General features: G+C 52.3%; 13 protein-coding genes. 8 read left to right on the top strand and 5 right to left on the bottom strand.

The annotated features are described in order from the left end of the window. Window positions 1-6: 6 nt before the first annotated feature. From AC0LWT_RS02315 to AC0LWT_RS02305, 3 genes are all read left to right on the top strand, one after another. Window positions 7-1,320 (top strand): aspartate aminotransferase family protein, encoded by a 1,314-nt coding sequence (locus AC0LWT_RS02315; protein ID WP_474679586.1) that lies wholly within the window; start codon window positions 7-9, stop codon window positions 1,318-1,320. A gap of 65 nt (window positions 1,321-1,385) precedes the next feature. Next, entirely contained in the window at window positions 1,386-2,144 is a 759-nt protein-coding gene (locus AC0LWT_RS02310; RefSeq protein WP_474679585.1) for an SDR family NAD(P)-dependent oxidoreductase, read from the top strand. 42 nt (window positions 2,145-2,186) lie between these two features. Beyond that, complete coding sequence (locus AC0LWT_RS02305; protein WP_474679584.1) at window positions 2,187-2,978, top strand: IclR family transcriptional regulator; 792 nt, start codon at window positions 2,187-2,189, stop codon at window positions 2,976-2,978. Between the two features lie 116 nt (window positions 2,979-3,094). Here the strand turns inward: AC0LWT_RS02305 and AC0LWT_RS02300 are convergent, their stop codons facing one another. After that, window positions 3,095-4,015 (bottom strand): AraC family transcriptional regulator, encoded by a 921-nt coding sequence (locus AC0LWT_RS02300; protein WP_474679583.1) that lies wholly within the window; start codon window positions 4,013-4,015, stop codon window positions 3,095-3,097. Between the two features lie 124 nt (window positions 4,016-4,139). Between AC0LWT_RS02300 and AC0LWT_RS02295 the strand changes: the two genes are divergently transcribed. From AC0LWT_RS02295 to AC0LWT_RS02275, 5 genes are read left to right on the top strand one after another with little or no spacing between them, the layout of a single operon-like run. Beyond that, entirely contained in the window at window positions 4,140-4,988 is an 849-nt protein-coding gene (locus AC0LWT_RS02295) for a sugar phosphate isomerase/epimerase family protein (RefSeq protein WP_474679582.1), read from the top strand. Next, window positions 4,988-6,010, top strand: coding sequence for a Gfo/Idh/MocA family protein (locus AC0LWT_RS02290; protein WP_474679581.1), 1,023 nt, complete (start codon window positions 4,988-4,990; stop codon window positions 6,008-6,010). Before AC0LWT_RS02295 ends, AC0LWT_RS02290 begins: the two co-directional genes overlap by 1 nt. 46 nt (window positions 6,011-6,056) lie before the next feature. After that, a complete protein-coding gene (locus AC0LWT_RS02285; RefSeq protein ID WP_474679580.1) occupies window positions 6,057-7,061 on the top strand; it encodes a Gfo/Idh/MocA family protein in 1,005 nt (334 codons plus the stop codon). Further along, the gene (locus AC0LWT_RS02280) at window positions 7,058-8,359 is read left to right on the top strand and encodes an enolase C-terminal domain-like protein (RefSeq protein WP_474679579.1); all 1,302 of its coding nucleotides are present in this window, start codon (window positions 7,058-7,060) and stop codon (window positions 8,357-8,359) included. Before AC0LWT_RS02285 ends, AC0LWT_RS02280 begins: the two co-directional genes overlap by 4 nt. A gap of 31 nt (window positions 8,360-8,390) precedes the next feature. Then, window positions 8,391-9,317, top strand: a complete 927-nt coding sequence (locus AC0LWT_RS02275; protein ID WP_474679578.1) for a Gfo/Idh/MocA family protein — start codon at window positions 8,391-8,393, stop codon at window positions 9,315-9,317. Between the two features lie 52 nt (window positions 9,318-9,369). Here AC0LWT_RS02275 and AC0LWT_RS02270 read toward each other — a convergent pair whose 3' ends face one another. The 4 genes from AC0LWT_RS02270 to AC0LWT_RS02255 are packed head-to-tail and all read right to left on the bottom strand — an operon-like array spanning window position 9,370 to window position 13,368. Continuing rightward, window positions 9,370-10,395, bottom strand: a complete 1,026-nt coding sequence (locus tag AC0LWT_RS02270) for a Gfo/Idh/MocA family protein (protein WP_474679577.1) — start codon at window positions 10,393-10,395, stop codon at window positions 9,370-9,372. Between the two features lie 2 nt (window positions 10,396-10,397). Further along, the gene (locus tag AC0LWT_RS02265) at window positions 10,398-11,420 is read right to left on the bottom strand and encodes a Gfo/Idh/MocA family protein (RefSeq protein WP_474679576.1); all 1,023 of its coding nucleotides are present in this window, start codon (window positions 11,418-11,420) and stop codon (window positions 10,398-10,400) included. Beyond that, complete coding sequence (locus AC0LWT_RS02260; protein WP_474679575.1) at window positions 11,417-12,595, bottom strand: N-acetylglucosamine-6-phosphate deacetylase; 1,179 nt, start codon at window positions 12,593-12,595, stop codon at window positions 11,417-11,419. Before AC0LWT_RS02260 ends, AC0LWT_RS02265 begins: the two co-directional genes overlap by 4 nt. Then, window positions 12,592-13,368, bottom strand: coding sequence for a glucosamine-6-phosphate deaminase (locus tag AC0LWT_RS02255; protein WP_474679850.1), 777 nt, complete (start codon window positions 13,366-13,368; stop codon window positions 12,592-12,594). The genes AC0LWT_RS02260 and AC0LWT_RS02255 overlap by 4 nt, the downstream gene beginning before the upstream one ends. Window positions 13,369-13,389: the final 21 nt, after the last annotated feature.

The raw sequence follows: 13,389 nt of genomic DNA, 5'->3' as shown, positions 1-13,389 counted from the left end.
CAACAGATGTCCAAACAATATGAGACGTCCAAACGGCTGTTGGCCGAATCGCAACGTTATTTGGCCGGAGGAGTGGCATCCTCGCTGCGCAGCGCGATGAAGCCGACGCCGCTGTTTGCGGAGTCCGGCAGCGGACCGCGCGTCCGGGATGCGGACGGCAATGAATATATCGATTACCTGCTCGCCTATGGTCCGCTCATTCTCGGTCATGCCCATCCGTCTTTGACGGAGGGCGTGGGCGAAGCGCTGCGCAGCGGTGTCACGTATGGCTTGCAGCATAAAGGCGAGATCGAGCTCGCGAAGCTGTTGACGGAGCTGCTTCCCTGCGCCGACCGGGTCGCGCTCAGCGGCTCCGGAACGGAGGCCGTCATGCTGGCGCTCCGTCTTGCGCGGGCCTACACGGGCAAACGGAAAGTCATCCGGTTTCACGGCCATTACCACGGCTGGTCGGATGCGATTTTCACCTCGTTTCCAAGCTCCGATATGCGGCAATCGGCGGCAGCAGGCGCAGCGGACAGCTACGCGGCTCCCGGAACCGGCGGGCAAAGCGGGCTCAGTCTGCAGGACATCATCCTGCTGCCCTGGAACGATGCGGAGACGCTGGAAGCGGTGCTGCGTCGGGACAAAGACGATATCGCCGCCGTCATCACCGAGCCCGTCATGTGCAACTCCGGATGCATTCATCCGAAGCCCGGCTATATGCAGAGGATGCGCGATTTGACCGACGAGCTCGGCATCGTCATGATTATGGATGAGGTGATAACCGGTTTCAGGCTCGGTCTAGGAGGGGCGCACGGCAAGTTCGGGCTGATGCCGGATCTGGTCACGATCGGCAAAGCGATGGGCGGGGGCATCGCGATCAGCGGCGTTGCCGGAAAGGCGGACATCATGGCGCTGATCGAAAACGGAGCCGTCAGCCATCTGGGCACGCTGAACGGCAACTGCGCGGCGACGGCGGCCGCCTTGGCAACGATTGGGGAACTGGGCAAAAACGGCGGAGCGGTGTACCGGCACATGGAGCAAACGGCCGACAAGCTGGTGCAGGGCATCCGGTCGCGGCTGGCCCGGCGAGGCATTCCCGGGTTGATCAACCAGGCGGGCCCTGTGTTCCACCTGATGTTCACGGATGAAACCGAGGTGGAGGATTTCGCCTCGTTCAACAAGCGGGATGCGGCCCGATACGGCAGGTTCGCCGAGCGGCTGCTTGAGGAAGGCGTGCTCGTCCGGTCAAGCGGATTGTGGTATGTTTCGGCGGCGCATGGCGAACCGGAAGTCGCGTCTACGCTGGAGTCGGTCGATCGGGCGTTGGCAGGATTGTAATCGCCTGGTGTCCGGCAGGTCGGATTTTAGGCGTCATTCCAGCAATTGAAGAGAGGGTTAACGAGATGAGACTAAGCGGTAAAATCGCTTTGATAACGGGAGGCTCCGCGGGAATCGGCAAAGCGGTCGCCGTCCGGTTCGGAGCGGAGGGAGCCCGCATCGCCATAACGGGACGGGACAAGGAGACGTTGGAGCTGGCGGTTGCCGAAATCAAGGAACAAGGCGGGGACGCGATCGCGGTTTGCGGCGACGTGCAAAAGGCGGCCGATGTGGCTGCCATGGTCCGGACGGTTTTGGACGAGTGGGGGACGATTGACGTGCTGGTCAATAATGCGGGAATTTGCAGCACATCCCCTTTCCTGGAAATCAGCGAAGAGGATTGGGACCGGCACATTGCGATCAATTTGAAAGGCACGTTTCTCGTCGGTCAGGCGGTCGCACGGGAGATGGCGAAGCGCGCTGGCGGCGGCTCGATTATCAACATGTCGAGCGTGAACGGTCTTGCGGCGGAAGCGGATCAGGCGCACTACAACGCGACCAAGGGCGGCATCAACATGCTCACCATGTCGATGGCGCTGGAGCTGGCGCCGCTCGGAATACGCGTCAATGCCCTGTGCCCGGGATTGATCGAGACGCGGCTGACCAAACCGCTGATCGATAACCCGGCCGCGATCGGACCGTACCTGCGCTCCATCCCGATGGGGCGCGTCGGCCAGCCGGATGAGATCGCGGATGCGGCGCTGTTCCTCGCCTCCGGCGATTCGCGCTATATGACCGGCCATTGCCTGGTAGTTGATGGAGGGCAATACATTAAGCTATCTTAATAATGAACGGTCTGACTTAAGCGGCAAACGGAGGAACGAGCAATGAACAAGGAAGAGGAAGAGAAACAGGGACGCTATACGATCCAATCGATCGACAAAGCGTTGGATCTGATCGAGCTGCTGGCCGATCGCGGATCGCTCAGCCTGATCGAATTGACCGAACTGCTGGATCAGCCGAAATCGTCGACATACCGGATTGTGCTTACGCTTGAAAACCGGGGATTCATCAGCCGCAGCGACGAGGACGGCAAGTATTGCCTCGGGTATAAGCAGTTGATGCTGACGCGCAACCTGCTGGAGCGGAATACGCTCCGCTCGGCGGCTTTGCAGGAAATGAAGCGGTTGTCCGAACGGTACGGAGATACGGTCAATTTGGGGGTTTTAGTGGAAGGCAGCGTTCTTTATGTGGAAATTATCGAAAGCACGCATGCGCTGCGCATGACGGATTCCATCGGATCCCGGTCGCCGTTTCACGCTACTGCGATCGGGAAGGCGATTGCGGCGCATTTGCCGCAGGACGCCGTTCACGAACTTGCGGTCCGCTACGGGCTGCCTGCCATCACGCCGAATACGATCGTATCGGAGGATCGGCTGTCCGCGGAGCTGGAACAAATCCGCAAGCAGGGCTATGCGCTTGACGATCAGGAAATCGTCGAGGGCGCCAGATGTCTAGCGGCTCCTGTGTTCGATCTGCATGGCAGGCCGCTCGGGGCGATCAGCCTTTCCGGCGCCATGCATCGCTTCGGAGCGGACAAGGTGCCGGATATCGCCGCGCATTTGCGGGAAGCGACTGCAGCCGCTTCCCGGAAGCTCGGATTTGTGCCGGGCACCTAAAGAAGTTCGGATCGATTTTTATCGAAGATAAGCTTATTTCGTGTTCCAAGCGCGGGGCACGGATTAAGCTTATTTGTCGTTCGGGAATGAGAAGCTCGCGATTCCGGCTTCAACGTTCACGAGAGCGGGGATTGAGTTCTGTTCGTTCGCGCTTTAGCCGAGCGGGCATATTCGGAAGGAGACATCCCTGTCGATTTCTTAAAATCCCTGGAAAAATAATGGATGCTGGCGTAGCCGAGCATGGCAGCGATTTCGGTAAAGTTGAACTGTTCTTCCCGAATGAGCGTCTTGGCTTCCTCGATTTTGAGCTGCTTAAAATATTCGAGTGCTCCTGTGCCGGTATGGGCCTGAAAAATTTCCTTCAGACGACTTTTGCCGAGATGCACTTCCTTTCCAAGGTCTTCCAGCGACAATGCGGCTGAAAGGCGGTTTTTCATATAAGCGATGATTTGCCGAACGATACGCTGTTCGGTCTTTTCCTGCTGCATCGAAGAAAGTCTCGGAGGTTCCTTGCTCAGGGCGGTATTCATCTGATGACGGATCAGACGGATCATAAGAATCTCCAAATACGATTTCATCTCCTGTTCGCTGGCGAACGGCGCATCGGAATTTCGCGAGAGAAGGTGAACGGCCGGGTCGTCGAATGGCGGATGAAATGCCAGAAACCCTTTTTGCAAAATCAACGAAAGCAGGTCGCGCTCCTCGTTGCCGAGCGTCATCACCTTGTTCTCCAAGCAAGCCATATGAGGGGATGAGCATTCGAACGAAATGACGATGAGATTCGGCGGCTTATGCTGCTGGCCGACTCGTACGGTGTGAAACTCTCCCGGCTTATGGAAAATGATCATGCCCTGCTTCAATTCGAGCGTGCGCTCGTCGGCGCGTACCTCTACTTCGCCTTTGTCCACATAGAGAAACTCCCAAAAATCATGCTGTTCGCCTGCAAACGAATACCCTTTCGCATATTCAAAATAGTGAAAGGAAATCAGTTGGCGGATGGACAGCGATTCGGATAGCGACAGCCGCTTGAATTCCAAAAGGATCAGCCTTTCTGAAGAATACTCTTCTTCTATTATAACAGAAGTACAAAGATATCGGCTTATTTGATAAATGCGGATCGTTGCTGCGAATTTATAATGAACCTATGAGGAGGAGATAGAAGTGAAAAAAGGGATCAACATTTGGTCGTTTCCCGGGGGCATGGATATTTCGGAATGTATAAAGACAGCGAAGGATGCGGGCTTCGAAGGCATCGAGCTGGCGCTGAATGAAACCGGGCCGCTAAGCCTGGACAGCACGTTGGACGAAGTGCGCGCATACCGCAAGCTTGCCGATGATACCGGCATCGAGCTGACAAGTCTGGCGAGCGGTTTGTACTGGAGCTATTCGCTCACAAGCAATCAGGCGAATGTTCGCGAAAAGGCGCAAGACATCGTGAAAAAGCAGCTGGAATTTGCCTCCGTTCTAAGCGTCGATACGATTCTCGTCGTTCCGGGAGCGGTAGGAGTCGACTTTATTCCGGATTCGGAGGTCGTTCCGTATGAAGCCGCTTACGAATATGCGCTGGAGGCTTTCTCCAAGCTGGCTAAAGAAGCGCAAGCGCGGCAAGTCGCGATCGGCATCGAGAACGTATGGAATAAGTTTTTGCTTTCCCCGCTTGAGATGAAGGGCTTTATTGACAGCATCGATTCGGATTACGTCGGTGCTTATTTGGATGTCGGCAATGTCATTTATTCCGGGTATCCGGAGCATTGGATCCGCATTTTGAACAAAAGGATCAAGAAGGTTCACTTTAAGGATTACCGCCGTACGGCAGGAGGTCTGCACGGATTCGTGGACCTGCTGGCCGGAGACGTGAATTACCCCGAAGTTGTCAAAGCGCTGCAGGACGTCGGCTACGATGATTACGTGATTGCCGAGATGATCCCGCCGTATACGCATCACACAAAGCAAATTGTATACAATACTTCGGCTTCAATGGATGCCATTCTTGGAAGGACGGTGCGGTAATGCTCAAAATCGGAATCGTCGGTTTAGGATTTATGGGAAGAACGCATCTGGAAAATTATATTCGTCTGGAAAAGGAAGGCTTGCCGATTCGCGTCACAGCGCTTTGCGATATCGATGCTGCAAAGTTGGAAGGGCAATTTAGCGGAGGCAATATCGATTCAGGCTCATCGGAAATTGATTTCAACCGTTTTGCCACATACAGAGCGGTTGGTGAAATGCTGGAAAAGGAACAGCTGGATATGGTCGATATCACGCTGCCGACTTTTTTGCATAAGGACGTTTCCGTTCAATGCCTGAACAGCGGCGTACACGTATTATGCGAGAAGCCGATGGCGCTCAGGGCCGATGAATGCGAAGTGATGATCCGGGCAGCCGAGGCGAACGGGAAGCAGCTGATGATCGGACAATGCTTGCGGTTCTGGCCGGCGTACGAATATTTGAAAGAACTCGTGGACAAACGAACATTCGGCCTTGCGGTCAGCGGCTATTTTTATCGCTGCAGCAGCACGCCTACATGGGGCGCATGGCTCACGCAGAGGGAGAAGAGCGGCGGAGCCATGCTCGATATGCACGTTCACGACACCGATATGATCAACTGGCTGTTCGGCAAGCCGCTGGAGGTTTCCGCTCATGCGCGAAACAGGATCCCGGGCAGCGGATACGATATTGTTTCCACCCACTATAAGTATGAAGACGGTAAAGTGATTAACGCTCAGGCGGACTGGACTTTGCAGGGGGATTTCGGCTTTGAAATGGGCTTTCGAGTCAATTTCGAACACGGCAACGTTCTTTTTAACGGGGAAGGATTGAAGGTCAATCCGAATGATGCACCCGGTTTCCGCGCCGAACTTTCTTCGGATCTGGGCTACTATTTTCAACTCCGATATGTTGTCGAAGCCCTGTTGAATGAACGGCCTATGACGAAGGCAACGCCGCAAAGCACGATGGGCAGCATCGAGATTGTGGAAGCCGAAATCGAATCTGCCGACAAGAACGGCGCGTGGATGAAAGTGAAGCAATAAGGGAAGATGAATCTGCACGATTATTCTACATGGAAGGTGTGTCTATATGAAGAACTTTAAGGTTGGAATTATTGGCTGCGGCAATTTGGGGAAAATCCACGCGAAATGCGTGAAGGAACTGGAAGGGATGGAAACCGTAGCTTATTGCGACGTGTTTGAACAAAACGCTCAAGCGATGCTGGAAGAGTTTGGCGGTCATTTGGCGACGAGCGATACCGAGATTTTTTTTAACGACCCTGCAATCGATGTTATTTACATCACTACGCAGCATGATACGCATGCCGAGTACAGTATCCGGGCCTTGGAAGCGGGAAAGCACATTCTGGTCGAGAAGCCTTTGGCCATGAGCGTCGAAGACTGCATCCGAATCGGCGATGCGGTCAAAAAATCAGGCAAGAAGCTGTTTACAGCATTTAAAATGCGCTATTACGAAATGCTATTGAAAGCGAAGGAACTTATTCCTCAACCCGTTATGGTAACGATGCAAATGATGGACGACCGATGGGGGGATCTGATCTGGGCGAATGATCCGATTAAAGGCGGAGGCAATGTTATCAGTCAGGGATGTCACTCCGCTGATATCCTTCGTTTTGCAGCCGGGGGCGATCCCGTCGAAGTATACGCTGCCGGGGGGAATTATTACCAACCTTCGGGTGTTATTGATAACTTGACCGCCGTATTTCGTTTTGATAATGGAGCGGCCGGCAGCCTCGTTCAAGGGGATTGCGGTACGCCGCCCTTAGCAAGCAAGTTTTTCATGCAGTTGTTTGCCGAAAATAAATCCATTACCATTTCCGACCGCTTGACTACATTGACTTATCAAGAAGCAGGTAAGGAACCGCAAATTTTTAAAGGAACCGAATCAGGCTTTCTCGAAGAAAATCGCGCATTCCTAAAAAGTTTGCAAGAGGATACGGCGCCAACGATCGATCATGTGGACGGCTTGTACGCTACTCTCATGATTATTCAAGCGATTGCCTCATTGCAAAGCGGCAGACCGGAGCCGATCGCTTCCCTGGTTCATCAAAACCGGCAAGGCGCTTTAAAATGATAAAGCGAATTGAAGCAGCCCAACATGCTGTCGATCGGGAGCCGCTGCTGCTGCCATTCGGTTTTAAAGGGGAATACTTGACAGAGCTGTGGCAATCCATGGTTTATTTGCGCGATGAATCGGGAGCGTCCGGTATCGGGGTCGGAGTCCAAAGCATCTTATGGTCGGATGCCGATGTGCTTTCGGGTTTTGGGGAGCGAAAAGGAAATGAGATCATGAGCGCGATGACAAATTTTGCGCTAACGAAGGCGCAGACGATCTCATTTGAGACGCCAATCGAACTCATGGAGAAGCTCCTGCCGGATGTATATGAATACGGGAAACAGATCAGCGGACTTCCACTGCTGCGGAAGACGTTTGCGCTTAATGCGCTTGTTGCTTTGGATCAAGCCGCTTGGGCATTGTATGCGCAGGAAAAAGGCAGTCCCCGTTTTATAGATTTAGTCCCGGAGACGTATCATCACACGCTGAGTGCGAAACATACCCGTCTCGCCAGCATACCGCTTATCGGATACGCTCTTTCGGAGAGTGACATCACGAAGCTGCTGCAGGACGGACACTTTCTTTTGAAAATAAAAATCGGAGCCGATCCCGATAAAGACGATGATCCGGATAAAATGCTCGCATGGGATCAGCAGCGTTTGGAGACGATTCACAGGATTGCGGGCGACTACGGTTCCGAATATTCGGACAATGGAAAGATTTTATATTATTTGGATGCAAACGGGAGGTATAAAGAAAAAGATTGCCTGCTTCGCTTGCTTGAGCATGCGGATCGGCTCGGCGCTCTCGATCAAATTGTGCTTTTTGAGGAGCCCTTCATGGAGGGTTATAAAATTGATGTATCCGATATTCCCGTTCGCTTTGCTGCCGATGAAAGCATACATAATGCCCAGGATGCCTTGGAAAGCATCGATTTGGGATATGGTGCATTTGCATTGAAGCCGGTTGCGAAAACGATGAGTATGAGTCTGCAAATTGCAAAGCTGGCCAGTGAGCGGGGAGTACCTTGTTTTTGCGCCGATCTGACCGCAAACCCGCTGCTCGTTGATTGGAACAAAAATTTGGCCGCACATCTGCCGTCCTTACCCGGTCTGAAAATCGGCGCCTTCGAAACGAACGGAAATCAGTATTATACGGGATGGGCCGAGCTGTTAAAGCGGCACTCCTGCAGCGGAGCATCCTGGATTGAGCCGAACCGCGGAATGTTTACGTTGGATGCTGAATTTTACGAGAAAAATGGAGGAGCGCTTACCCGCAGCCTGTATTATGAATCAAGATTCGATAAGCAGCTCTAAACTTATCACATGAATGAAACGGAGACTGAATATGAAATCGTTGCGCATCGGATTGGTTGATCTGGATACCTCTCATCCGGGCAGTTTTGTACCTATCATTCGCTCGTTAGGCCATCAAGTAGTAGGTGTATGTGACAAAGGCTCGATTAATCCTCCTGGCTATGCGGAAAAGTTTGCCCTTGATCACGGGATTGATCGGGTATACGAGTCTTTGGAAGAGATGGCCGGACAAATCGATCTGGCATTTATTCACAGCTGCGATTGGGACGTTCATGTTGAAAGAGCGCTTCCGTTCGTAAAGGAGGGGAAAGCCGTCTTTATCGATAAACCGCTCGCCGGAAATGTTCGCGATCTTCGTCAACTTCAGCAGTGGATAAGGGAGGGGGCGGTCATCACGGGTGGTTCTGCCTTGCGGTACGCGCACGAAGTACGGGAATGGGTAAACAAATCCATACCTCGGGAGCAATTCATCTATGCGCTCGCCGGCTGTGCCAATGACGAATACAATTATGGCATTCATGCTTTTTCCATGCTTCACGGACTCTTGGGTCCGGGGATCAAAAGCGTGCGGCACTTGGGGAATTCCGGTCAAGATCAATACGAATTGTATTGGTCGGATGGGCGTCGGGGGATCGTTAACGTGGGTGCAACGGCCAAATACCATCCTTTTTATGCAACAGTAATTACACAAACCGATGTGGAGTTTATGAAGGTGGATAACAGTCAGCTTTACCGGACGCTGCTCGAGACGGTTTTACCGTACTTTAGCGGAGAAGCGCCGGCTCCTGTAGAAATCGAGACGCTGGTTGAAACCGAGTTAGCAGCTTTGGCCGGCAAACTGTCCAAAGAGCAAGGCGGACGGGCAGTTGAGCTGCAGGATGTTTCGCCGGATTACACCGGATATGATGGTGCGGCGTTCGCAGCATATTATCGGGGACTGAAATTTCCATCCAAATAAGTAAGCGCACAAAAGCCGTCATGGAAATTAGTTTTCCGTGACGGCTTTTCATTCATAGCAGAACTTCTTTTCCGGTTTTGGAAGATTCGTATATGGCGGTAACCACTTTTACCGATTTGCGGGCTTCATGTCCGTTTATCATAGGTTCTCTGTCAAGTAGAATGGAATCAATCAAATCCTCGATCAGGATGGAATGGCCTTCGTGCGAAATTTGTTTAGGATCGGCTCCCGGCGCCATTTCTTTGGAGCCGGCGGGTTTTTCCGCCCCTCCATGCATAAACTCCCAGGTTTGAATGCCTTTATCTCCCCAAATGATCGAGCCATTTTCACCGTGAATTTCAAATCTTGTTGCTTGTGCGGGATAAACGGAAGTCGCTCCTTGAATGACACCGTATGCCCCGCTTTTATACTTGACTACGGCTACTGCGGTGTCCTCCACCTCAATTTCCCGCACCAGTGCCGCCGAATAAGCAAAGACGGAAGTCATATCGCCCATGATCCATTGGATCAAATCGATCCCGTGCACGCCTTGGTTCATCAAAGCGCCTCCGCCGTCTAACGCCCAAGTGCCCCGCCATCCCGCACTTCGATAATATTCGGGACTGCGGTAATATTTCAGATAGGCATCGCCCAGTACCATGCGACCCAGTTTGTTTTCCTGCACCGCTTTGCGGGCGGCAATGGCCTCGGGCATCGTCCTGCGCTGATATGCACAGCCAAGCTTCACTCTATGTTTATCAACCGCATCGATAATCCGGTCAATTTTATCCAAGGTAATATCCAGCGGTTTTTCGCAAAAAACATGTTTTCCCGCTTTTGCCGCCTCTACTGCAGCCCATTCATGGAGTCCGCTTGGCAAGCAAATACAAACCGCATCAAGACCAGGCAATTTGAGCATGTCGCTCAAATTGGAAAATATATGCTTCACGCCGTACCCCGCTGCTAAACCGGAAGCTGTTTCCTTCTTGTTGCCGCATACAGCGAACAACTCTGCTCTTGGGTTTTCCTGTATCGCTTTTGCATGAAAAGCGGAGATCGTCCCGGTTCCGATAATGCCGAATCGAATGATTTCGCTCATATTCATCGCCTTTCCAAGGACAAGATGAACCGCACCTGTTCGTCCGCATCAAGGGTTGCTTTTACGGCAGTTAAAATGTCTTCGCTTGTCAGAATCGAGGGGCTGCCTTCAATACGCTGCAAAAAATCTTCCGTAATGGTTGTCGAAGGCTCTTCGAGCTCCGCTTGAACCGGCGCTTCGGTATGTGTGGCGTGAAACAGCAGCGGACGATCTTGGTTGCCGTTTGCGAACGGATCCCCTGACAGCCGCAATTCGGCGCAACCATTCGTACCGGCCACGAAAATTCGTCCGTCGCCCCAAGTCCAGCTTCGGCCCGGCGTATGCCAATCGGCATATAATTGGGCGGTAATGCCACCTTCCATGATCACTTGCAAAGAGGCGGAATCATAGAATTCCGGATACTCCGGCAAAATATGCTTAGCGACGAAGCCTACGGAATGTCCGATCTCTCTGCCGGTCAGCCAGCGGAGCAAATCAAAATCATGGATGAGAAGATCGATGACAATTCCTCCGCACTGCTCCTTGGAGAAAAACCACTGCGGCCGCCGTTCCTGACGCAATAAGTGCGGTTTACGCATGCCTATGGATACCAGTTGTCCGAGTTCCCCTTGATCGATCAGCTTCTTCAAGGAATAGATCGCAGGGTGGAATCGTTCCGTCAGCAGCATGCCTACTTGAATGTTTCCTCTTTCCATGACGGCCTTCAAGCGTTCAAAGCCCCTTCTGTCCGTCACTGCGGGTTTATCAATCATGATGTGTTTTCTTTGCTGCTCGCATCGCTCAATGATATCGATTTTCTCGTTATTTATGGCAGAACTGCCGATAAGGTCGACATCCTCCGCCAGCAGCCTTTCGTGGTCGCGCAATAGAGGAACTTGATATTTGTGCGAAATCTCAGACGCAAGTCCGATATTGTTAGATTCATATATACCGGCACATTCATGGCCCAATGCAAGCATTTCCTTGATGAAAATCTCGATATGAGCGTGTTCGCAGCCCATAATGCCAAACACTGTCTTCTTCATGCATGGTTCTCCTTTCCAACTAAACGGCCGCTTTTATATACACGGCATATGTCCAACTTGTTCTGAGCCCAGGTACATGTGATCAAATCCCCGGGAGCGCCGATCGACAATCCTTGGTGCGAAGGAAGCTTCATACATGCCGCCGGTCGAACGGAAGCCATTTCCCAGCCTATTGGCAAGGAGCAAATTCCCGATTTCACCAATTGTTCGATGCCTGACCGGAGCATCTTGACGGAACCTGCCAACAAATCGGGGTTATCCGCAAGATGCAGCCTTCCGGTCTCCGTCAACACCACGCGTCCTCCGATGTGCGTTGTGTACTCACCCGGTTCCATTCCGCTTAAATAGACGGCATCGCTTACCAGTATGAGCTGCTCGCTCTTAGCCTTCATAAAAACCTTCAAAACAGAGGGCGGGAGATGGAATCCGTCGGCAATAACGCACGGCGACAGCCGGTCTTCCGCCAATTGATCCCATATATAGTTCGGATGCCTGGGCAGAAGGGGATGCGATCCGTTTCCGAGGTGAGTCGACATGGTTGCTCCTGCTTGAACCGCCCGCTCGATTTGTTCGGAATTTGCGGCTGTATGTCCGATCGACGCGACGACACCGGACCGGACGCACTTTTGGATAAAATCCGGCGCCTCATCATACTCGGGCGACAAGGTCACGATTTGGATGGAGCCGTTTGCCGCCTCCTGCCACTTTTGGAAAGCCTCCCAGTCGGGAGGTTTAACAAATTGTTTATTATGCGCGCCCCTGGGACCGTCAAGCGGAGATATGAAAGGACCTTCCAGATGAATGCCTGCAATGCTTCCGGCTGTCAGAGGATCGGTCATACATGCCTTTGAAATGGCGCGAACACTATCCGCTATGTACTCGTCGCCATGGGTAATCACAGTCGGAAAATAAGTTGTGACGCCTTGTCCCCATAATTTTTCGGTGATGTGACGAACATCTTCATCCTTGATCGGAGGACTATTAAAATCGATTCCGGCAAATCCGTTGATTTGCAGATCGACGAATCCGGGACCGACCCATGGAAGCATAGAAGGGCTTTCTCCAGGTTTTTGCGTTATCGACTCTATGTTTTCAATCAGCCCGTCACTCATCCATATCCGAATCGCTTCGCCGGTTTGAAAGTGCAAGCCTTCCACAACGGAACGATCTTTCATTCGTCAAGCTCCCCGTACGAGTCCGAGTCCACATACAAGGTACAATCAGCGTGCGTTCGCAGCACGGAGGCAGGACACGCAGTAGTGATCGGGCCGGATAAAGTTTTTTCCACGGCTTCCCGCTTTGTCGGCCCCGGGACCATACAGAACAGATGGCTTCCGGACATCAAAGCCGGAATGGTCAACGTTAAAGCATGTGTCGGAACTGAGGCAAAATCAGGAAAACAGCCGTCATTGACCTGCTGCTGCCGGCAGGCTTCATCCAACTCGACCGGTTTGACCCAGGCTTTATCGGAAAAATCGGCTACCGGCGGGTCGTTAAAGGCGATATGCCCGTTTTCCCCAATGCCCAAACATACAATGTCAATGGGAGCTTGAATCAGCAATTGTTCATATCGGACGCACTCTTGTGCAATCGAATTGCTGCTGTCGATCAGATGAAGCTCTCCGGGCTCGACGATATCGAACAAACGTTCTTGTAAAAATTTGCTGAATCGTTGCGGCGAATCGCTGGAAAGACCGATATACTCATCCATATGAAATGCGGTTACCCTGGACCAATCGATATCCTTATCGGCAGTCAAAAATTGCAAAAATTCGTTCTGCGACGGAGCGGCGGCGAATACCATCCGAATCCGCTTCTTCTCAAGCAGCAAATGCTTCATTTTTTCGGCGACGTCTAGTGAGGCCGACATTCCCAGTCTTTCGCGATTTTCGTAAACATGTACTTTCAGCTTATCCGCTTCAAATGTTTGAATTGGGCCAGTTTTGATTTCCAAGGTTTCTCGTCACCT

This window comes from Paenibacillus sp. sgz302164 (genome assembly GCF_056120505.1).
Note: the sequence above shows the minus strand (reverse complement) of the source record. Positions and strands in the feature narration are given on the sequence as shown.